General features: G+C 68.2%; 19 protein-coding genes, 1 tRNA gene and 1 pseudogene. 12 read left to right on the forward strand and 9 right to left on the reverse strand.

The features are described from left to right. Positions 1 to 106 precede the first annotated feature (106 nt). On the reverse strand, positions 107 to 1,111 hold the full coding sequence (locus tag ACFRMN_RS22315) for a metallophosphoesterase family protein (protein ID WP_383022201.1): 1,005 nt from the start codon (positions 1,109 to 1,111) through the stop codon (positions 107 to 109). A 221-nt stretch (positions 1,112 to 1,332) separates the two neighbouring features. Here ACFRMN_RS22315 and ACFRMN_RS22320 point away from each other — a divergent pair. Then, positions 1,333 to 2,250 (forward strand): annotated as a pseudogene (locus ACFRMN_RS22320) (recombinase family protein). A 298-nt stretch (positions 2,251 to 2,548) separates the two neighbouring features. Here ACFRMN_RS22320 and ACFRMN_RS22325 read toward each other — a convergent pair. Next, positions 2,549 to 2,989, reverse strand: coding sequence for a DUF6086 family protein (locus tag ACFRMN_RS22325; protein ID WP_383022203.1), 441 nt, complete (start codon positions 2,987 to 2,989; stop codon positions 2,549 to 2,551). A 65-nt stretch (positions 2,990 to 3,054) separates the two neighbouring features. After that, a protein-coding gene (locus ACFRMN_RS22330) for an IS5 family transposase (RefSeq protein WP_383022205.1) occupies positions 3,055 to 3,863 on the reverse strand; the annotation gives its coding sequence in 2 pieces (ribosomal slippage) (positions 3,055 to 3,524 and positions 3,524 to 3,863; 810 coding nt in all). 287 nt (positions 3,864 to 4,150) lie between these two features. Here ACFRMN_RS22330 and ACFRMN_RS22335 point away from each other — a divergent pair. The 3 genes from ACFRMN_RS22335 (at position 4,151) to ACFRMN_RS22345 (ending at position 7,115) form a co-directional block, all read left to right on the forward strand. Then, the gene (locus ACFRMN_RS22335; protein WP_383022206.1) at positions 4,151 to 5,164 is read left to right on the forward strand and encodes an NADPH:quinone reductase; all 1,014 of its coding nucleotides are present in this window, start codon (positions 4,151 to 4,153) and stop codon (positions 5,162 to 5,164) included. Positions 5,165 to 5,595: 431 nt separating this feature from the next. Continuing rightward, the gene (locus ACFRMN_RS22340) at positions 5,596 to 5,925 is read left to right on the forward strand and encodes a DUF317 domain-containing protein (RefSeq protein ID WP_383022208.1); all 330 of its coding nucleotides are present in this window, start codon (positions 5,596 to 5,598) and stop codon (positions 5,923 to 5,925) included. A gap of 65 nt (positions 5,926 to 5,990) precedes the next feature. Continuing rightward, positions 5,991 to 7,115: a hypothetical protein gene (locus tag ACFRMN_RS22345; RefSeq protein WP_383022210.1), complete on the forward strand. Its 1,125-nt coding sequence runs from the start codon at positions 5,991 to 5,993 to the stop codon at positions 7,113 to 7,115. Positions 7,116 to 7,281: 166 nt separating this feature from the next. On the opposite strand, the gene ACFRMN_RS22350 is transcribed toward ACFRMN_RS22345, so the two are convergent. Both ACFRMN_RS22350 and ACFRMN_RS22355 read right to left on the reverse strand, forming a co-directional pair. Beyond that, positions 7,282 to 7,355: transfer RNA gene (locus ACFRMN_RS22350), tRNA-Pro, on the reverse strand. 142 nt (positions 7,356 to 7,497) lie between these two features. Then, positions 7,498 to 8,436 carry a metallophosphoesterase gene (locus ACFRMN_RS22355; protein WP_383022211.1) on the reverse strand — a complete coding sequence of 313 codons (939 nt, stop codon included), beginning with the start codon at positions 8,434 to 8,436 and terminating at the stop codon, positions 7,498 to 7,500. 77 nt (positions 8,437 to 8,513) lie between these two features. On the opposite strand from ACFRMN_RS22355, the gene ACFRMN_RS22360 reads away from it, so the two are divergent. Beyond that, entirely contained in the window at positions 8,514 to 8,978 is a 465-nt protein-coding gene (locus ACFRMN_RS22360; RefSeq protein ID WP_030353246.1) for a GatB/YqeY domain-containing protein, read from the forward strand. A gap of 103 nt (positions 8,979 to 9,081) precedes the next feature. Here ACFRMN_RS22360 and ACFRMN_RS22365 read toward each other — a convergent pair whose 3' ends face one another. After that, on the reverse strand, positions 9,082 to 11,397 hold the full coding sequence (locus tag ACFRMN_RS22365) for a transglycosylase domain-containing protein (protein WP_383022212.1): 2,316 nt from the start codon (positions 11,395 to 11,397) through the stop codon (positions 9,082 to 9,084). A gap of 397 nt (positions 11,398 to 11,794) precedes the next feature. Between ACFRMN_RS22365 and ACFRMN_RS22370 the strand changes: the two genes are divergently transcribed. Beyond that, on the forward strand, positions 11,795 to 12,139 hold the full coding sequence (locus ACFRMN_RS22370; protein WP_030353248.1) for a WhiB family transcriptional regulator: 345 nt from the start codon (positions 11,795 to 11,797) through the stop codon (positions 12,137 to 12,139). A gap of 229 nt (positions 12,140 to 12,368) precedes the next feature. Here ACFRMN_RS22370 and ACFRMN_RS22375 read toward each other — a convergent pair whose 3' ends face one another. Continuing rightward, complete coding sequence (locus ACFRMN_RS22375) at positions 12,369 to 13,754, reverse strand: ArsA-related P-loop ATPase (protein WP_383022213.1); 1,386 nt, start codon at positions 13,752 to 13,754, stop codon at positions 12,369 to 12,371. Next, on the reverse strand, positions 13,751 to 14,716 hold the full coding sequence (locus ACFRMN_RS22380) for an ArsA family ATPase (RefSeq protein WP_383022215.1): 966 nt from the start codon (positions 14,714 to 14,716) through the stop codon (positions 13,751 to 13,753). The genes ACFRMN_RS22375 and ACFRMN_RS22380 overlap by 4 nt, the downstream gene beginning before the upstream one ends. A gap of 85 nt (positions 14,717 to 14,801) precedes the next feature. On the opposite strand from ACFRMN_RS22380, the gene ACFRMN_RS22385 reads away from it, so the two are divergent. From ACFRMN_RS22385 to ACFRMN_RS22400, 4 genes are all read left to right on the forward strand, one after another. After that, entirely contained in the window at positions 14,802 to 14,963 is a 162-nt protein-coding gene (locus ACFRMN_RS22385; protein WP_014178397.1) for a DUF4177 domain-containing protein, read from the forward strand. Continuing rightward, a complete protein-coding gene (locus ACFRMN_RS22390) occupies positions 14,960 to 15,430 on the forward strand; it encodes a RidA family protein (RefSeq protein WP_383022216.1) in 471 nt (156 codons plus the stop codon). Before ACFRMN_RS22385 ends, ACFRMN_RS22390 begins: the two co-directional genes overlap by 4 nt. A 269-nt stretch (positions 15,431 to 15,699) precedes the next feature. Next, positions 15,700 to 16,689: an NUDIX hydrolase gene (locus ACFRMN_RS22395; RefSeq protein ID WP_383022218.1), complete on the forward strand. Its 990-nt coding sequence runs from the start codon at positions 15,700 to 15,702 to the stop codon at positions 16,687 to 16,689. Then, the gene (locus tag ACFRMN_RS22400) at positions 16,686 to 17,516 is read left to right on the forward strand and encodes an MBL fold metallo-hydrolase (RefSeq protein WP_383022220.1); all 831 of its coding nucleotides are present in this window, start codon (positions 16,686 to 16,688) and stop codon (positions 17,514 to 17,516) included. The genes ACFRMN_RS22395 and ACFRMN_RS22400 overlap by 4 nt, the downstream gene beginning before the upstream one ends. 145 nt (positions 17,517 to 17,661) lie before the next feature. Here ACFRMN_RS22400 and ACFRMN_RS22405 read toward each other — a convergent pair whose 3' ends face one another. After that, entirely contained in the window at positions 17,662 to 18,336 is a 675-nt protein-coding gene (locus ACFRMN_RS22405; protein ID WP_030353254.1) for a Crp/Fnr family transcriptional regulator, read from the reverse strand. Between the two features lie 270 nt (positions 18,337 to 18,606). Between ACFRMN_RS22405 and nth the strand changes: the two genes are divergently transcribed. After that, positions 18,607 to 19,566, forward strand: a complete 960-nt coding sequence (nth, locus tag ACFRMN_RS22410; protein ID WP_383022222.1) for an endonuclease III — start codon at positions 18,607 to 18,609, stop codon at positions 19,564 to 19,566. Between the two features lie 249 nt (positions 19,567 to 19,815). Further along, on the forward strand, positions 19,816 to 20,541 hold the full coding sequence (locus tag ACFRMN_RS22415; protein ID WP_383022224.1) for an NUDIX hydrolase: 726 nt from the start codon (positions 19,816 to 19,818) through the stop codon (positions 20,539 to 20,541). The last annotated feature ends 105 nt before the right edge of the window (positions 20,542 to 20,646 follow it).

Genomic DNA, 20,646 nt, shown 5'->3' on the forward strand with positions numbered 1-20,646 from the left:
GGCCGGGCCGCCTGAGCTGGGCGGGCGGGGTTGGCATGATGACGGCATGGAAACGAGACGCGGAAGGCGCTGGCGCCAGCTGGTCTGTAACCCTCGCCCTGACGGTTCAGTCAGGCAACTCGCCCAGTGCTAGCCCCAACGCGGCCGCCAGGTCGATTGTTCTGCGCGGAGTTGGGCACTGCCTGACGAGGCCGGCCTGGTCGAGGCGGCCGTTGCGGGCTTGGAAGAGAACCTTCGTGGCGGGATGCCGGCGTACTTCGTCGATGGTGAGCTCGTTAGCGACTCGATGCGCTGTGGCGACCAGGGAGGGGAATGCCGACTGCAGATCCGTGGCCCATTGCTGGAGCTCCTCCAGCCACCTGTGTGTGGCGGCGTCAGATGCCGAGGAGAACCGTTCTATCGCCTGAGCCAGCTCCAGCCAGGTGGAGTCATGCCAAGGCTTGGTCTTCAGGACAGGCAACTGCCACTGGCGCTTGGTGGTCGACCAGTGGTCCGCATGCGCCTTTACCGAGTGGACCGTAAATCCCGGGAGACACAGTGCGGTCAGGTTCCAGCCGTGGCAGGCACCGGTGTCGAGGCCGAAGATCCTGCCGTCACGGATCATCGGCTCCAGGCCGGTTACGTGATGGCCGAACACCACCGGCTTGGCATCGGTGTAGTGGTCATGCCAGTAGCTGTCCGGGAACAGTGTCGTGAGCTCTCGTTCACCCCTCGTCGTGCCACAGAGGATTTCCTCCCTCTGGTCGGACAGCGGAATCCCGGACAGCATCGCTGCGTGGACAACACGGACATGCTCGTTCTCGAAGTAGTACGGCAGCGTCCGCATCCAGTCGACCATCTCGGCGTAGCGGTCGCCAAGCTGCAAGCGCGTGATCTCTTGTGCGTAGGAGAAGATCCCGCGTACGTGCTTCCGTTCATGGTTGCCCATGACTACGACCGAGTTCGGGCGCTCGCGGAAGAGTCTGACTACATCACCGGGCGCTGGACCGCGGTCGATCAAATCACCGACGCTGACCAGCAGGTCGTCCGGTCGGATGTCCACTTCGTCAAGCAGTTCGAGCAGCTCGTCGAAGCAGCCATGGATGTCGCCGATGATGATCGTGCGTCGCATGCGCGCGATCCTAGGCAGGCATCGACTCAACAAACAACGGATTTTGTGCGCGGAAGCGGCTTCCTCGGTGAAGGGCGCCACGCTTCGTGCTCGCAGAAATGAGTAGACCTGAGAGACCGCGGACCCCCACCGGACGGTGCCCGGTTTGGGCCCGATCTTCGTTCTCATAACCTCTCGCTGAAGAGCCTTCGCACAAAGCCCCTCTCGATATGTTCGGCGACATGCCCCGGCTCGCCGAACCGGCCACCGCCGTCGCACAGTTCGACTGCCCCACCTGTGAAGTGCCCACCGGAAGCACCTGGGGCACCCGCGGCGGCAAGGTCACTCCGAAGTACCACACCTGGGAGAGGGGCCCGGCGATCGACGCCGCTGTGCCCCAGGCCACCACGAAGCCCACGAGGGTCGGTTATGCCCGTTGCGGCACCGCCCAGCAAGAGCTCCAGAGCCAGCTCGACGCCCTGGAAGAAACCGGGTGCGACCCGGTCCTCTCCGAGAAGATCAGCACCTGGATCAAGGTGCGGCCCGAGTTCGTCAAGGCGATGGACTTCGCCCGCACCATCAAGACGGCCGCCCCCCACCAGCGCGTGATCTTTACGGTGCACGAGATGTAGCGCCTGGGACGCGGCGCCGCCGAACTCCTGACCATCGCCGAGGACTTGCGTCACCACGACACCCAGCTCGAACTCCTCACCGGCCCCCTCCAGGGTGTCTACGACCCGTTCGGGCACGGCGCCGCCCTGTTCGCGTTCTTCGCCGGCATGGCCGAGTCTGAGCCCGAGTGCATCCGGGAGAAGTCCCTGGAAGGCCAGGCGTCCGCCCGCGAGCGCGGACGCCACGGCGGACGGCCCAAGGTCGTCGACGACGACATGGCCGACTACGCCCGAAGCCTGCGGGCCAACGGCATTTCCCCCGAGATCGCCCGCAAGCTCGTCATCACGCTGGCAAGAACCAGGGCAAGCGCTCCTCGGTCGCCACCATCTACCGCATCCTCGCCGAAGCCGACGCATCCGACAGCGCCGACGAGTGAGCCGAGCCCATCACCAAGCAATCGAGATCAACTATTGGCGGCTTCTGGGCTCACCTCGGCGATACCCCAAAGAGCAATCCGCTGGGCTTTGAAGGGGGCTTCCCGCCCTTGAGGAGAGGATGGGAAGCGATTCGTCACTCGGCCGGGTTCGTCGGCCGAGCGGTTGATTTCATGCAAGGTCTCGCGTTCTTTGTCATGGAGCATCGATCCGACCTGTGGCTCTTCAGGCCATCTCCCTTTATGCCATGGCGAGTTCTTCTCAGGAAGCGTGTCATTCCCGGCGGGTGCCGGCCGAGGGCGGCCAGCCCATGATGCGGACTTCTTTTGGCGCGGGTTGCTTGGACGACGTTTCTTATGGTGAGCCACACAGGTGGGGCCCAGCGATCGGTTCGTCGTTCGGGTTACTCCGGTCAGCGGGGCATTCGGCGACCTAGCTCCCGTGCCTTCTCGCGCAGTCCCGCCGCCCAAGATCCGCCTTCTCCCGGAGCGGACATCCCTGTAAGGGCCGAGACCTGCACGTCTTCGAGCGGGCCGTCCGGGGCGGCGCCGAGTTGTGCCCAGTGCACCTCAATTCCGGCGCGCTCTGCAAGGACTAGCACTGTGGCGGTGAAGCCGTCAGAGAGAGCCAGCACGATGGCGTGACTCGTTCTTCGGTGCTGCGCCAGCAGGGCGTTGACGAAGGCTTCGAAGGTGACCAAGTCGATCTGGCACTCGTCGTTCTCCATCGGGCCAATACCCGATGAGAGTTCTAGCTCCGCCTCGAAGACCGCCACTTGCCGCCGGAACATGCGGGAAGCCCCATTGGACGGGTTCCACAGGGTCTCGTCGCCTAGGTCGAAGTACTGGCTCATCGCGGCCCCCTTCGGTTGATCACGGCAGGCCAGCGTATCCAGTCAGATCATCACCGTCGGCGGCATTACGTCCTGGCCGGACGGCGGTAGCAGATGAGGGCTGCGGCGATGCCGACGAAAGCGAGGAAGTGCTCGGGCTTGCGTTCGTAGCGGCGGTGCAGGCGTCGGCAGCCTGCCAGCCACGACACCGTTCGCTCTGCAACCCAGCGGTGGCGGCCCAGTCGCGTCGAGGACTCGATTCCCTTGCGGGCGATGCGGTGGGCGATTCCGCGCTTGCGGAGCCATCGGCGCAGGTGGTCGTAGTCGTAGCCCTTGTCGGCATGCAGCTTCGCCGGCCGTCGGCGACGGGGGCCGCGGCGGGAACGGATGGGAGGGATGCCCCGCACCAGCGGTTCAAGGCCCTGACTGTCGTGCATGTTGGCGCCAGAGATGCCCAGCGACAGGGGAAGTCCGTTGCGGTCGGTGAGCAGGTGGATTTTCGATCCCGGTTTGCCGCGGTCGGTCGGATTCGGTCCCGTCAGTGGCCCCCTTTTGCCGCCCTCACGCTGACGGAGTCGATAGCGCACCGCGACCATTCCAGCTCACTCAGGGCACCGAGTTCATCAAGGATGACGCGGAGCTTCGCCCACACCCGGGCCCGGCTCCACTGAGCAAAGCGCCGGTAGACCGTGGGCCAGGCCGGTCCGAACACCGGCGGGAGCTGCCGCCAGGTGCAACCCGAGGTGGCCACGAAGATGATCGCCGCAAGGGCCTCGCGGTCACACGCCCGTCGGCGACCCCCGCCCTGTGGACGCTTCACCTCCGTCGGCGGAACCACCCGCCGGAACAACACCCACAACTCGTCTGGCACCAGCCGGTCCACCAGATCCGTCATGCACCGCTCAACGAGCGATCACGCCATAAGAAACGGCGTCTAAGAGCACTGGACTGCGTCGCCGACCGTAATCGGACCGGAGTCGGAGAGCTCCTGACCACCGCCCGGTCCATGCGCCTCCGCGGACGGCGCACTGTACGACCCGGCGGTGCTGGGACCCAGCAGAGTTCGCGAGCTCCCGGAATATCTCGCTCCATAAGGGGGTTCGGAGGGTGCCCCCATGCAGAGTGGCATCCTCCCGGATGCCGGCCGACCGTTCCCAGGGGCGAGCGAATGAAGGGTGAGAGATGAAGTGCGTCGTCCGGACGGCTGCCGGCGGACCCGAGGTTCTCCGTATCGTCGAGCGTCCAGTGCCCGAGCCCGGCCCGGGCGAGGTACGGGTCCGGGTGCACATCTCGGGCGTCAACCCGACCGACTGGCGCAGCCGCAGACGTGCACTGCCGCGGGGCATGGACGAGCAGGTACCCCACCAGGACGGCGCCGGGGTGATCGATGCCGTCGGTTCGCAGGTCGACCCGGCACGGATCGGACAGCGGGTGTGGATCTGGGAGGCCGCGTGGGAGCGGCCGTGGGGAACGGCACAGCAGTACACGCTCGTCCCCGACGGGCATGCCGTCACCCTGCCCGACCACGCTCCGTTCGAACTCGGCGCGGCCCTGGGCATCCCGGCCCTGACCGCCCATCGCGCGCTGACGGTGCATGACGGCGGGCCGGGTCGTATCGCGCCCGGCACCCTGCGCGGCACCACCGTGCTGGTGGCGGGCGGCGCCGGCGCCGTCGGCAACGCGGCGGTCCAACTGGCCCGTTGGGCCGGAGCGCGTGTGATCACCACGGTCAGCAGCCCCGCCAAGGCCGCTCTGGCCCGCGCGGCCGGCGCCCACCGGACCGTCGACTACCGCACGCAGGACGCGGTCGCGGAGATCCTGGCCTTCGCCCCCAAGGGCGTCGACATCGTCGTGGAGGTAGCACCGGGCGCCAACGCCGCTCTCGACATCGCGGTGTCCGCCCAAGGGGCCGTGGTGGCCTACTACTCGGGCGGCGAGAGCGAGCGGCTGTCCGTCCCGGTGCTCACCTCACTGCCGACGAACCTGCGCTGGCAGAGCGTCTACGTCTACACCGTGCCGCCTGCGGCGAAGCAGCAGGCACTCACCGACGTCGCGGCGGCCGTAAACGCGGGGGCACTGCGCGTGGGCGAGGAAGCCGGACTGCCGCTGCACCGCTACGCCCTGGAGCACATCGCTGACGCCCACGCCGCCCTCGAACAGGGTGTCGTCGGGAAGGTCCTGCTCGACATCCCGTGACCGTGACACCGGCCGCTGGACGAGGGCCATTTTCCCGTGTCCTGTTCTGCGCCCTCGGTGCCAGCGAAACGTTCGCCACGAAGTAGCTGACCTCAGCAAATCGATGGAAGGTGTTGGCCACGACAGGTCCTCAACCAGCTTGCCATCCGGGAAGCGAATACTGACTGCTGCCGTGGGACTGTCCATGGCGTACTCCCGGCAGGGTGATGCCTCGTCCAACCACAATGCTCGCCTGGAGCGAGGGAGTGCGGACAGAACGATCCTCGCCACCCGAAAGAGCGAGCCCACTGAACTGCGAATCTCAGCATGACGCCATAAATGGTGCTCATATGCAGTCGGCACTGAAAATCTGGCGCGGTTTTTGAGAACCTACAATTGGATGACAGCGGACAGTTCGCCGGGGGCAGACAGGAAAGATCCCGAAAGGACTGGTGTGCTGGGTCACCCCGCGCCACCTGGCCGGTGACGACGGCGCTCTCGCCGAGCGGATCGGTGACATCTTGGTCGGCCTCGGCTGGCGCATGTGGCCGACGTCCCGCCACACCCTGTTGTATGTGAGCCCGGACGGGTTGTGCGGTGCCGAGTGGATCCTCGCGGCCTACCCGTTCGAGCTGGGTGGGCTGCCCGTGGCCTGGCAGTTGAGCGCTCGTTCGCATTCCGCTTCCGTGATGGCGGAGTGGAACGCGTACTTCACCACCGGTATCCGTACGAGGCGCTCGCCGATCTCCTCGTCGTGCTCGACGCATAGTGCTCGTGATTGAGTGGATTCCTCCCCGTCGTGCGGCATATCCCTGCCAGGATCGGACGCGTGACATACGTAGTGACCGTGGACGTCCACATCCCGGACGGCACTCCGGAGATGGACCCACTTCAGCGCGCCGGTGCCGTGGCGCTCATCGAGGACGGCTTCGATTCAGTCGCGGCCATCGAGGGATCCGACGGCATGGAAGTCGATCTCCTCGACAACATCGTGGCCGTCTACCCGGGCGGAGTACTTCTGAAAGTGTTCGTGGATGCTCCGGCTCTGGAATTTGCGGAGGAAGCTGTGCGGTCGGTCGTGGGTGAACTGTTGGAACGGTCCGAGCTGTTGGCTGACTGGCAGATCGAGCGATGCGAGGTCGAACTGCACCCGGAGCTCGCCCAGGAGAGTCTCGCCGCCGCCGACGGTCCCAATGCCCCGCCCGATGATCCTGCTGATCGTAAGGCCCGGCATACCGAGCGTCCCACGGCTGAGGGCGACAGCGAGGGCTACGACGCCGAGGCGAAAGCTGAGGCGGTACGCGGTCAGATGTTGGCACTGGCAGACAAGCTGCGCTCCTTCCCGCCCGTGATGTTCGGCGTCCTGGACGACGAAGACGACGAGGAGGAAGACGGTGACACCGAGTTCGCCGTCTCGTCGGAGGACGCCAAACTCGCTGCCGGTGCCTTGGTGTACGCGACGGACATCTTGGTGGACGAGCTGTTCCAAGACGTGCAGACCCTGACGGAGGAGGACACCACCGCTGCGGAATGCGACGGTCCCCTGTGGCACTTCGAAGACCTTCCCGAGCGATACGCCCTCCAGTACGACGCTCGTTTCGCCCGTCGCTTCCTGGTGACGGTGATCGCCATGACCACCCGCTTCACGGATGGCAGCTTCCAGCAGCTGAGCTGCGTCGCTGAGGAACTCGCGCTGAAGCTGCTGCTGAATGAGACGAACGTGACCCTGGAGACTTTCGGGCTGCTTGACGACGGCGTCTCGGCCGCGCTCGACTCGTTCGCCGACAACGTCTACGAGGACATGGACCACGTGTGGCTCTACGAGGACTCCATGGACGGCATCGACGAGAGCGCCGTCGGAGCGGCTCTCGGCGTCGCACCGATGGCGTTCAAGGCGTGGTTCACTCCGTTCAACGAGGGTAGGTACGTCCACCCGTCCGCGGCTGATGAGCCGGAGGGGGCAGCGCAGTGAGGTGTCCTGGGGATGCGGTGACGCGGTGATCAGGTGGATGCGGCTGCTGCCGGCTGGGAGACCCCGACCAAGATCTTCTCCCAGTTTTCTCCCAAACGATCTCCAGGAACCACTCAGGGGCCCGACCCGCGATGCGGATCAGGCCCCTGACCTGGTGTTTCAGCTGTCGGGGTGGCGGGATTTGAACCCACGACCTCTTCGTCCCGAACGAAGCGCGCTGCCAAGCTGCGCTACACCCCGATGTCGCCCGTGTCGCGGCGACATCGATTACTTTAGCCCACCGCTGGCCGGAGACGAAATCCGGTTTCGGCGGCCCGGCGGCGGCCCGGCGAGGGTCGACTGGGGCCCGATGGGGGCAGGAGGCCGGGCCGGGCCGCGGCGGTCAGGGGCGGGGCGTCAGGGTCAGGAGTGTGGCTTCCGGGGGGCAGGCGAAGCGGACCGGGGTGTAGCGGTTGGTGCCGCAGCCCGCCGAGACGTGGAGGTAGGCGGTGTGGCCGCCGGAGCGGTGGGTGGAGAGGCCCTTCACGCGGTCCGTGTCGAGGTCGCAGTTGGTGACCAGCGCTCCGTAGAAGGGGATGCAGAGCTGGCCGCCGTGCGTGTGGCCCGCCAGGATCAGCGGGTAGCCGTCGGCGGTGAAGGAGTCCAGGGAGCGCAGGTACGGGGCGTGCACCACGCCGATCGAGAGGTCGGCGTCCGCCTCGGGGCCGCCCGCGACCCGCTCGTACCTGTCCCGCTTGATGTGGGGGTCGTCCACGCCCGTGAAGGCGATCTCGTGGCCGTCGATCTTCAGCCGGCCCCGGGTGTTGGTCAGGCCCACCCAGCCCGCCGCGTCGAAGGCGTCGCGCATCGGCTCCCACGGGTTGTGCACCGCGTGGACGGCCGGGGCGTTGCCGTTCAGACCGTGCTTGCCCTGGGCCTTCTCGAAGAGGTAGCGGGCCGGATTGCGGAGCTTCGGGCCGTAGTAGTCGTTCGAGCCGAAGACATAGACACCCGGGAACTCCATCAGCGGCCCCAGCGCGTCCAGCACCTCCGGAACGCCCTCCGGGTCCGAGAGGTTGTCGCCGGTGTTGACCACGAAATCGGGGCGCAGCCCGGCCAGCGACTGGAGCCAGCGCTGCTTCTTCCGCTGTCCGCTCACCATGTGGATGTCGGAGACCTGGAGAACCCGCAGGTCACGCATCCCGCGCGGCAGCACGGGCACCGAGATCCGGCGCAACCGGAACGAGCGTGTTTCGAAGCCCGCGGCGTAGGCGAGGCCGGCCGCGCCGACTGCCGCGATGCCTGCGGTGATTTTCAGGGGAACCCCGTAGCGTGCGCGCATGCGCCCATCGTCGCAGACGTCGTACGGGCACGAAATCCGCGGGCGGGTCCGGCTCGGCACCTGCCACACTTGGCCTTATGACCAGCCTTAAGTCCAAGCTGAAGGAAGACCTCACCGAGGCCATCAGGGCGCGTGACGAGCTCCGCTCCGCCACGCTCCGGCTGACCCTCTCCGCGATCACCAAGGAGGAGGTCTCGGGTACGTCCGCGCGCGAGCTCTCCGACGACGAGGTGCAGAAAGTGATCGCCAAGGAGGCGAAGAAGCGCCGTGAGGCGGCGGAGGCCTTCGCCCAGGGTGGCCGTGCGGAGCAGGCCGAGCGGGAGAAGGCGGAGGGCGTGCTCCTCGACGCGTATCTGCCGAAGCAGCTGACCGACGAGGAGCTGGCCACGATCGTCGCGCAGGCCGTCGAGGAGGCCAAGGGCGCCGGAGCCGAGGGCCCGCGCGCCATGGGCGCCGTGATGAAGATCGTGAACCCGAAGGTGGCCGGCCGCGCAGAGGGAGGCCGGGTGGCCGCGCTCGTGAAGCGCTCCCTCGCCGGCTGAACCCAGGAGGACGAGAAGGGGCGCCCCATCCTGTCGGAATTCTGTCGGAATCCCGACGGATGGAGCGCCCCTTCGTCACGTCATCAGCATCAGCATCCGCGGTTTACGGGAAGCCTCCGCCGCCGTCCTGACCGCCGTTGTCCCCGCCTCCGGCGCCGTTCTGGCCGCCATCGCTGTTGCCGGCGTTCCCGCCGTTCGCGTTGCCCTCGGACTGGCCGCCGCCGATGAAGCCGGGCGGGAGCGAGATGTCCGGCAACGGACCCGAATCGCCGTCGCCCGGCTTGTTGTCGCCCCGGCCGCCGTTGCCCTGGCCCTGGTTGTTGCCGCCCGGCCTGTCGGTGTCCCGGCCCCTCGACGAGTCCGGGATGTCGACCGTCGTGAAGCCGGGGGCGGGCTTGCCCTCCAGCGCGCCGGACACCGCGTCCTTCCAGATCGGACCCGGGACCTGACCACCGAAGACCTTGTCGTGATACTCGCCCCCGATCGTGATGTTCTCCATCTCGACCTGCTGGGACGGGCTGCCGACCCAGACCGCGCCGGACATGTTCGGCGTGTAGCCGACGAACCAGGCGTTCTTACGGGCGTCCGTCGTACCCGTCTTACCGGCGTTGTCGCGGCTCGTCAGTCCGGCCGCCTCACCCGTACCGGAGTCGACCACGCCCTTCAGCAGGGTGTTGATCGTGTCGGCGGTCTTCTCCGACATGGCCTGGGAGCAGCTCGACTCCGGCACCTTGAGGCTCTTGCCCGTCGCCGTCTTGATGGAGTCGATGGCGATGGGGGTGCAGTACGTGCCGCGGTTCGCGAAGGCCGCGTACGCGCTCGCCATCCGCAGCGGCGAGATGCCCTGCGAGCCCAGAGTGAGGGCCGACGGCGACTCGGGAAGCTTCTTGCCGTCTCCCTGTACCACGCCCAGTTTGGCGATCGTCTCCGTCACGGGGCAGAGACCGATTTGCCCTATCATCTGCACGAAGTAGGTGTTGACGGACTTCTCCATCGCCTCCTTCAGCGCGTACGGGCCGACCTCCGACTCGTTCTCGTTCTCGGCCGTGTCGCCCTCCGTATTGACCCACGGCTTGCCGCTGCACGTCTGGATCGAGGCCGGGTACGGCATCTGGTACGGCGCCGGATACGACTGGGTCGGCGGGACACCGCGCTCGATGGCCGCCGTCGCGAGGAACGGCTTGAAGGTCGAACCGGTCGGGAAGCCGTAGTTCGAGCCGCCCATCCCCTTGTCGACCGAGAAGTTGATCTGAGTCTCGTTCTTTCCGAAGCCGTACGGCTTGGACTGCCCCATGCCGAGGACCTTGCCGGTGCCCGGCTCGACCAGCGTCACCGCCGCGGCGACCTTGTCGCTCTGGTTGACATGGTCCTTTATCGACGCCTGTACCGAGCTCTGGGCCTTCGGGTCGAGCGTCGTACGGATCGTCAGACCGCCCTGGTTCCAGACCTTGGCCCGCTCCTTGCGGTCCTTGCCGAAGACCGGGTCGGTCAGGAAGACCTCGCGTACGTAGTCACAGAAGAAGCCCGCCCCGGCGACGGCCGTGATGCAGCCGTTCGCGGGACGGCTCACCTTCAGCTTGATCGGCGTGGCCTTGGCGCGGTCGGCCTCCGCCTGGGAGATGTCGCGGACGTCGGCCATCCGCTGCAGCACGATATTGCGCCGCTTGGTGGCCTCTTCCTCGTCGTTGACCGGGTCGTACCGGCTGGGCGACTGGACGATGCCCGCCAGCATCGCCGCCTCCTCAAGCTTCAGGTCCTTGGCCGGCTTCGAGAAGTAGCGCTGGGCCGCCGCCTCGATGCCGTAGGCCTGCTGCCCGAAGAAGGTGATGTTCAGGTAGTTCTCAAGGATCTTCTTCTTGCCCAGCTCCTCCTCGACCTGGATCGCGTACTTCAGCTCCTGGATCTTGCGGCCCAGGGTCTGCTGGGTGGCCTGCGCGACCTTGTCCGGGTCGTCGCCGGCCTCCTCGACGAAGACGTTCTTCACGTACTGCTGGGTCAGCGTCGAGGCGCCCTGGGCGACGCCGCCCGACTGCGCGTTGCGGTTGACCGCGCGCAGGACGCCCTTCAGGTCGATGGCCCCGTGCTCGTAGAAGCGCGAGTCCTCGATCGCGACGATCGCCTTCTGCATGTACGGGGAGATGTCCTTGAGCGGGACGACGGTACGGTCACGCGAGTAGACCGTGGCGATACGGCCGCCCTGGGAGTCGAGGATCGTGGTCCGCTGACTCAGCGGCGGCGTCTTGAGGTTGGCGGGAATCTCGTCGAATCCCTCGACGGTCCCCTTGGCGGCGAGCCCCAGCGCCCCGAAGGCCGGCAGGGCGATTCCCGCGAGCACCGCTCCCGCGAGCACGCTGACACCGAGGAACTTGGCGGCCTGCTGGGTCCCGGTCAGACCCCCGCCCGAGCGCTTCTTTGGCATGAGGGCAGCCTACGTTCTCAATCGCCGGACACGCGTCAAGGCTCTGGCCTAAGCTGTCCCCAACTGTCACAGCAGTGCGGTTGTGTATCAAGCACCCGGCGTGAATTTTCCATGAACCCGAAACATGGAAAATTGATGCCCGAATCCTCCGTGTATGGCGTGAGATGCCCGTTGTGGCTCAGGTGAAATACCCGACTCTGTCGGATGTGCCGGTTATGCCCTCGGCTCACTCCCCTGGGTGATCTGCCGCGTACGCGTAGTCCGTTCGGGCCATTCAAGATTGGGCCCGAAGGGGGTGTTGCGCTGTGTCCGCCTTCCGTAACGTCCTCAACTGGCAACGGTGAATATGCCGCTGCCGCCGTGGGGGAGCCTCGATTCGGGAGAGGACGGCGCCAGCATGGGCTGGGTAACCGACTGGAGTGCGCAGGCAGCTTGCCGCACTACCGATCCAGATGAACTGTTCGTGCAGGGTGCGGCGCAGAACAGGGCCAAGGCGGTGTGCACCGGATGCCCGGTGCGGACCGAATGCCTGGCCGACGCGCTGGACAATCGCGTCGAATTCGGCGTGTGGGGCGGAATGACCGAGCGGGAGCGCCGCGCACTGCTGCGCAGGCGACCGACCGTCACCTCGTGGCGTCGGCTGCTTGAGACCGCGCGCACGGAGTACGAGCGCAGCGCGGGCCTCCTGCCCGTGGGCTTGGAGGATGACGAGACGTACGAGACCTACGCGGCGGTGGGGTAACCGGTGAGGTGACCAGGGCGACCGAGGTGACCCGGGGTGGCCGGTAACCCCTGCTGGGGGCCCACTAACCCCTGCTGGGGGCTGTGGCGCTGGGGGCTGTGACGCGGCGGTGAGGTGGGCGGCGCTTCGGACGGTGCTTCGGGCATGTCGTGTCGCTTCGGGCATGTCGTGTCGAAGCCTCGGGCATGTCGCGTGTCGAGCGGCACCCCCGGGGCTCGCTGTACGGTGCTCAGCTTGTCGTGCTCGTCGTGCCACCCGCCGCGAGGCGATCCGCGATGGCCCTGAGCCCGGCAAGGTCGTGAACGTCGCCGGGCAGGGCGGGGACCTCCGCCACCGCCACCTCGGGGTGCAGCGCGGTGAAGCGGTCGCGCGTGCGCTCCTCACGCGCGAGCACCTGCATCCGTTCGGCATGCAGGCGCAGCAGACCAGCCGTCAGCTGTTCCACAGTTGTGACAGACGTTGCGACAGACGCGACCGAATCGAGTGCGACCGATTCGGGTGCGGCCGATTCGGGTGTGGCCGAGGCGGCGGGCATGGTGGGTACATCAGATTTGTCAGACTCGTGAGGTACGGCGGGTGTGAGGGGCTCGTGCGTCTCGGGGGCTTCGGGAGAAGAGCCTTCCGGGACTGCACTGCCACGACTGTGAGCATTCCCGGCCCTCTGATCCACAATGCGGCCGTCTTCAAGATTTTCCGCCGCGGCCCGCGCCCGCTCCGCCGACAGCCTCGCCGCGCCGCTGCCGTGGACCCGGTTGAGGACCAGCCCGGCCAGCGGCATCTCCTCGGCCGCCAGCCGCTCCACGAAGTACGCCGCCTCCCGCAAGGCGTCCCGCTCCGGCGCCGCGACCACCAGAAACGCCGTACCCGGCGCCTGAAGCAGCCGGTACGTCGCGTCCGCGCGCGTACGGAACCCGCCGAACATCGTGTCCATAGCGGTGATGAAGGTCTGCACATCGCGCAGGAATTGGCCGCCGAGCAGCTTTCCCAGCGTGCCCGTCATCATCGACATACCGACATTCAGGAACTTCATCCCTGCCCGGCCGCCCATCTTGGCCGGGGCCATCAGCAACCTGATGAACTTCCCGTCGAGAAAGGAACCGAGCCGCTTCGGCGCGTCCAGGAAATCCAGCGCGGAGCGCGACGGCGGAGTGTCGACGATGATCAGGTCCCAGTCGTCGCGGGCCCGCAGCTGCCCCAGCTTCTCCATCGCCATGTACTCCTGCGTGCCCGCGAAGCCGGCCGACAGGGACTGGTAGAAGGGGTTCTCCAGAATGGCGCGGGCCCGGTCCGGGTCCGCGTGCGCCTCGACGATCTCGTCGAAGGTCCGCTTCATGTCGAGCATCATGGCGTGCAGTTCACCGGGGCCCTCGACGCCCTTCACCCGCCGCGGTGTGTTGTCGAGCGAGTCGATCCCCATCGACTGGGCCAGCCGGCGGGCCGGATCGATGGTCAGGACGACCACCTTCCTGCCGCGCTCCGCCGCCCGTACGCCGAGAGCCGCCGCGGTCGTCGTCTTGCCGACGCCGCCCGAGCCGCAGCACACGACGATACGGGTGGCCGGGTCGTCGAGCAGCGGATCGATTTCGAGTGGGGCGGCGGCGGAGTCCAGGGTCATGCGAAGACCTCCCCGAGTTGCCGTAGCTCCCCCGCCAGTCGGTACAGACCGGCGAGATCCATTCCCTCGCCGACCAGGGGGAGTTCGTACGTGGGCAGCCCCAGCTTGGCCAGGACGGCCCGCTGCTCGCGCTCCAGCTCCACGCGCTGCGCGTGCTCCGCGGCCTGGTCGAGCAGTGGCCCGACGAGCTTCGTGGGCGCGGGTACACCAGCGGCGGCGAGCGCCTTGGCGACCTCCTTGCGGCGATCGCCGGCCGCCGCGCGTACGGCGGCCTCGTCCAGGAGATGCGGCCTGACCATGTTCACGATCACCTTGCCGCCCCGAAGCTCGGCGCCCCGCAGTTCGGCGACGCCGTCCGCGGTCTCCTGGACCGGCATCTCCTCCAGCAGCGTCACCAGATGCACGGCCGTCTCGGGCGACTTCAGGACCCGCATCACGGCCTGCGCCTGATTGTGTATCGGGCCGATCTTCGCCAGCCCCGCCACCTCGTCGTTCACATTGAGGAAGCGGGTGATGCGGCCGGTGGGCGGGGCGTCCATCACGACGTAGTCGTAGACGAAACGTCCCCTCTTGTCGCGCCTGCGCACCGCCTCGCACGCCTTGCCGGTCAGCAGTACGTCCCTGACCCCCGGTGCGATCGTCGTCGCGAAGTCGATCGCGCCGATCTTCTTGAGCGCCCGGCCCGCGCTGCCGAGCTTGTAGAACATCTGGAGATAGTCGAGGAGAGCGCGCTCGGCGTCGATGGCCAGCGCGTACACCTCACCGCCTCCCGAGGCGACGGCGATCTTCCGCTCCTCGTACGGAAGGGCCTCCGTCTCGAAGAGCTGTGCGATGCCTTGTCTGCCCTCGACCTCGACGAGGAGCGTGCGCTTTCCCTCGGTGGCGAGGGCGAGCGCGAGGGCGGCGGCGACCGTCGTCTTACCGGTACCGCCCTTGCCGCTGACGACCTGGAGCCTGCTCACGTATTCGAGCCTAACCAGTCGGGCCGCGAGCTACGCACGAGGCTGCCAGCGCTATGACTCACGCGGTACGACTACAGTCGCCTCCATGACCAAGTGGGAATACGCGACCGTGCCCCTTCTCGTGCACGCGACCAAGCAGATTCTGGACACCTGGGGCGAGGACGGCTGGGAGCTCGTCCAGGTCGTTCCGGGGCCGAACAACCCGGAGCAGCTGGTGGCCTATCTGAAGCGGGAGAAAGCCGCATGAGCGGAGCCGTCGAGGCCACCCTCGCCGAGCTCGGGCTGAGGCTGCCCGAGGTCGTACCGCCGCTGGCGGCCTATCAGCCGGCCGTACGGTCCGGTGCGTACGTCTACACCGCGGGCCAGCTCCCGATGGTGGAGGGCAAGCTTCCGGTCACCGGCAAGGTCGGCGCCGAGGTCACGGCGGAGGAGGCCAAGGAGCTGGCGGCCACCTGCGCGTTGAACGCTCTGGCCGCCGTGAAGTCCGTCATCGGCGATCTGGACCGCATCGCGCGCGTGGTGAAGGTCACGGGCTTCGTCGCCTCGGCCGCGGACTTCACCGGCCAGCCGGGTGTCCTCAACGGCGCGAGCGAACTGCTCGGCCAGATCCTCGGCGACAAGGGCGTGCACGCGCGCAGCGCCGTGGGCGTGGCGGTGCTGCCGCTGGACGCGCCGGTCGAGGTCGAGATCCAGGTGGAGCTGACCGAGAGCTGAGTGCGGAGCGCGGCCGCGGTCGGGCTGAGCGCGGCCGCAGCGCGGACTGAGCACGGGCCGAGCACGGGCCGATGGCTTCTGGGCACGCCGCGCGTCCTGCGGCTGGCGCGTCCTGTGGCTGGCGTTTCCCTGCCCTGAGGCTTGGCTGAAGATCCTGCCTGGTGCGTGTATGTGGAGCGCACCGGGTGGGATCTTTCTGTACGTGGTGCCGCAACACATGGCTTCCAGCGCCTCTCGAACATCCCCGCGCCAGCGCATAGCATCCGGCCATGCCCAATGGTCAGTGGTACCCGCCCGAATGGCCCGTGCGGATCAGGGCTCTCGCCGCCGGTGAGATCACCGCGATGACTCCCCGGCGGGCAGCGACCGTGATGCTCCTGCGCGACGATCCCGCCGGGCCTGCCGTCCATATGCTGCGGCGCCGCGCCTCCATGGCGTTCGCCGCCGGTGCGTACGCGTACCCCGGCGGCGGAGTCGATCCCCGGGACGACGACCGGACCGTCGGCTGGGCCGGCCCCGGTCGTGACGTATGGGCGCGACGGCTCGGCGTCGACGCCGCGTCCGCGCAGGCCATCGTGTGCGCGGCGGTCCGCGAGACCTACGAGGAGGCCGGCGTTCTGCTCGCCGGGGAGACCGCGGGCACGGTCGTCGGCGACACCACGGGCGACGACTGGGAGGCGGACCGCGACGCCCTCGCCAGGCACGAGCTGTCGTTCGCCGAATTCCTCAACCGGCGCGGGCTGGTGCTGCGCAGCGATCTGCTCGGCGCGTGGGCCCGCTGGATCACCCCCGAGTTCGAACCGCGCCGCTACGACACCTGGTTCTTCGTGGCCGCGCTCCCACCGGGGCAGCGGACCAGGAACGCCTCCACGGAGGCCGACCGTACGGTGTGGATCAGACCGGCCGAGGCGACGGAGGCGTACGACAGGGGCGAGCTGCTGATGATGCCGCCGACCGTCGCGACGCTGCGTCAGCTCCAGTCGTACGGTACGGCCGAGGAGGCGGTCGCCGGCTCCGACGGCCGCGATCTGACGCCTGTACTGGCCACGGCCCGGCTGGAGGGCGAGGAACTGGTGCTCAGCTGGCCAGGCCACGAGGAGTTCACCAAGCGCGTGGAACCGCGTGCGAGCGAGCAGCAGAGCCAGGGCCCGAGCACGGGTCCCAGCCCGAGCCCGAGTTCCGGCCCGAGCCCGAGTTCCGGCCCGAGCCCAAGGCAGAGCCAGGGCCCGAGCCCCCGTCCGTCCGGAGGTCCCCGATGACCGACGCCGCCGCCCTCCCGGGCCAGCCGCGCGGCGGGGTGCTCTCCGGCCCCGCCACGGCTCGCGCCACCAATGTCCTCGCCCCGAACGCCTCCGCGATGACCCTCGACGGCACCAACACCTGGATCGTCTCGGAGCCGGACTCGGAGTCGGCGGTCGTCATCGACCCGGGTCCGCTCGACGAACTCCATCTCCAAGCGGTCATCGACGTCGCGGAGAGAGCCGGGAAGCGGATCGCGCTGACCCTGCTCACCCATGGCCACCCGGACCACGCGGCAGGCGCGGCGCGCTTCGCCGCGCTCACCCGTACCCCTGTCCGTGCCCTGGACCCGGCGCTGCGCCTCGGGGACGAGGGGCTGGCGGCCGGGAACGTCGTCACCACCGGCGGCCTTGAGCTGCGGGTGGTGCCCACCCCCGGCCACACCGCCGACTCGCTCTCCTTTCATCTGCCCGCCGACCGTGCGGTGCTCACCGGCGACACCGTCCTCGGCCGGGGTACGACACTCGTCGCGCACCCGGACGGCAGGCTCGGCGACTACCTCGACTCGCTCCGCCGGCTGCGCTCGCTCACGGTCGACGACGGGGTCCATACGGTGCTGCCTGGCCATGGGCCGGTCCTGGACGACGCCCAGGGCGCGGTGGAGTTCTATCTCGCCCACCGCGCGAACCGGCTCGCCCAGATCGAGACGGCCGTGGAGAACGGGCACCGTACGCCCGCCGAGGTCGTGGCGCATGTGTACGCGGGCGTGGACAGGTCCCTGTGGCCCGCGGCCGAACTCTCCGTAAGGGCGCAGCTGGAGTATCTGCGCGAGCACGGCCTCATCTGAGGGGCAAAGGGCTCGGAAGGGATAAGCGTCAGAGGGGATAAGCGCCGGAAGGGACAAGCGCCGGAAGGGACAAGCGTTCGGATGGGCTGGCACGACGAAGGGCCCCGCCTCGGAGGCGGAGCCCTTCGTAAAGCGCGGGGTGGGGTCAGCGGGAGCGCTTCGCGAGGCGTTCTACGTCCAGCAGGATCACCGCGCGCGCCTCAAGGCGCAGCCAGCCGCGCTGCGCGAAGTCGGCGAGCGCCTTGTTGACCGTCTCACGGGAGGCGCCGACCAGCTGGGCCAGCTCTTCCTGGGTCAGGTCGTGGACGACATGGATGCCTTCCTCCGACTGGACGCCGAAGCGGCGCGACAGATCGAGGAGCGCACGGGCCACGCGGCCGGGGACGTCGGAGAAGACCAGGTCGGACATCTGGTCGTTCGTCTTGCGCAGTCGGCGTGCGACGGCGCGCAGCAGGGCCGTGGCCACTTCCGGGCGGGCGTTCAGCCAGGGCTGGAGGTCGCCATGGCCGAGCCCGAGGAGCTTGACCTCGGTGAGCGCGCTCGCGGTGGCGGTGCGCGGGCCGGGGTCGAAGAGGGACAGCTCGCCGATCAGTTCGCCGGGGCCGAGTACGGCCAGCATGTTCTCGCGGCCGTCGGGGGAGGTGCGGTGAAGCTTGACCTTGCCCTCGGTGACCACATAGAGGCGGTCGCCCGGGTCGCCCTCGTGGAAGAGCGCGTCACCGCGCGCGAGCGTCGCTTCACTCATCGAGGCGCGGAGCTCCGCCGCCTGCTCGTCATCGAGCGCCGCGAAGAGCGGGGCACGCCGCAGAACGTCGTCCACGTGTTCTCTCCTTGTCGACCTGCTCAGGGGACTGTGGTCCCCACCTGCTCAGGGACCGTGGTCCCCATGATGCCGTACGTACCGCTTGTTCTCGGGTGGCTTGGCATCCCCGGGCTGATTGGTCCGGGTACCGAATTCCGGTTGTTCGAAACCGTGCGATCAGTCACAAGTTTGACGTACGCGCGTGCCCAACTGTGCCCTGGGTGCCGATTCGGGTGGCGATGGGCCGTGGCCGGGGCGGATGTCGGTGCGGGGCTTTACGCTGGCCGGGTGTCCAACTCGCCGGTGACAGCGCAGGCCAAGGGGGCTGGAAGAGTGTCCGCGGAGCAGAATTCCGCTGTGGGCGAACAGCCTTCAGCGAAACGGAAAAAAGCCGCAAAAGGGTCAACGGGCAAGGCGGTGACCAAGACCACGGCCAAGCCCGCCGACAAGACCACGGCGAAGCCCGCCGCCAAAACCACGGCCAAACCGGAATCGCATCTGGCGATGGTCCGCCGGGCCCGCCGGATAAACCGCGAGTTGGCGGAGGTCTATCCGTACGCCCATCCCGAGCTGGATTTCCGGAACCCGTTCGAGCTGCTGGTGGCGACGGTCCTGTCCGCCCAGACGACCGACCTGCGGGTCAACCAGACGACGCCCGCGCTCTTCGCGAAGTACCCGACCCCCGAGGACATGGCCGCGGCCGTGCCGGAGGAGCTGGAGGAGGTCGTCCGTCCGACGGGCTTCTTCCGGGCCAAGGCGAAGTCGCTCATCGGCCTGTCCACGGCACTGCGTGACCGGTTCGACGGCGAGGTCCCGGGCCGGCTGGACGATCTGGTGTCGCTGCCGGGCGTGGGCCGCAAGACGGCGAACGTCGTCCTCGGCAATGCCTTCGGCGTCCCCGGCCTCACCGTCGACACCCACTTCGGCCGACTGGTCCGCCGCTGGAAGTGGACCGAGCAGGAGGATCCGGAGAAGGTCGAGGCGGAGATCGCCGCGATCTTCCCCAAGAGCGAGTGGACGATGCTCTCGCACCGCGTGATCTTCCACGGCCGCCGTGTCTGCCACTCCCGCAAGCCGGCCTGCGGGGCCTGTCCGATCGCGCATCTCTGCCCCTCGTACGGAGAGGGCGAGACGGACCCGGAGAAGGCGCGCAAGCTGCTGAAGTACGAGATGGGCGGCTATCCGGGCCAGCGTCTGAACCCGCCTGCCGACTACCCGGGCAAACCGGCCCCGGCGCGCATTGAGTAGGCGAGCGATCCGCGCCGTATGAAGCACGACACCGGCCGGCACGAGCACGAGCACGAAGCGAAGTACGAGCAAGAGAGCAAGACCAAGAGAGCAAGACACAAGAGAGCGAGACCAAGACCACGTGTACGCGCACGAAGCGCGAGCATGAAGCACGAGGCACGAAGCACGAGGCATGAAGCACGAACGAGTGGAGCCGGATGCGGGCGGAACGATCCGGCCGACGGCAGGCGTTGTACGACAGGGGTGCCTATGACGCGAGCTGAAGAGACCTACCGAGCGAAAGAGACCTACGGCGACCCGGCGACGGCCGGGGTCGCCGTCTCCGCCGACGGGCTGCCCGACTGGCTGATGCCCGTCGTGCGCGCCGCGCGGACCGTCGTGCCGGAGGAGCTCAGCCGCTTTCTGCCGCCGGAGAGCGGCGACGGCCGGCAGTCCGCCGTCCTGATCCTCTTCGGCGAGGGCGCCCGCGGCCCCGAGCTGCTGCTCATGGAGCGTTCCAGCAGCCTGCGCTCGCATCCCGGGCAGCCCTCGTTCCCCGGCGGCTCCCTCGATCCCGCCGACGGCGATCCGGCCACCACGGGACCGCTGCGGGCCGCGCTGCGCGAGGCCGAGGAGGAGACCGGTCTCGACCCGTCCGGGGTCCAGCTCTTCGGCGTGCTGCCCAAGCTCTACATCCCGGTGAGCGAGTTCGTCGTGACGCCCGTACTGGGCTGGTGGCGCAGCCCCACCCCCGTCGGCGTCGTCGATCCCGGCGAGACCGCCCGGGTCTTCACCGTCCCCGTGGCGGATCTCACGGACCCGGCCAACCGCGCGACCGCCCGGCACCCCAGCGGCCACCGCGGTCCGGCCTTTCTGGTCGCATCCGCACTGGTCTGGGGCTTTACGGCCGGAGTGATCGACCGGATCCTGTATTTCGCGGGCTGGGAGCAGCCATGGGACCGCTCCAAGCAGGTCCCGTTGGACTGGCGTGCATGACAGGCTGACCCCCATGCTCCGCCCATCGGAGGTCCCCGACCGCGGTTCCGCCAGCGGTCGCCGGGGCCGAAGGAGCCCTCGTGCCGACGGCTGGGCGGGGCGCCC

Source organism: Streptomyces sp. NPDC056835 (assembly GCF_042789485.1).
GTDB lineage: Bacteria > Actinomycetota > Actinomycetes > Streptomycetales > Streptomycetaceae > Streptomyces.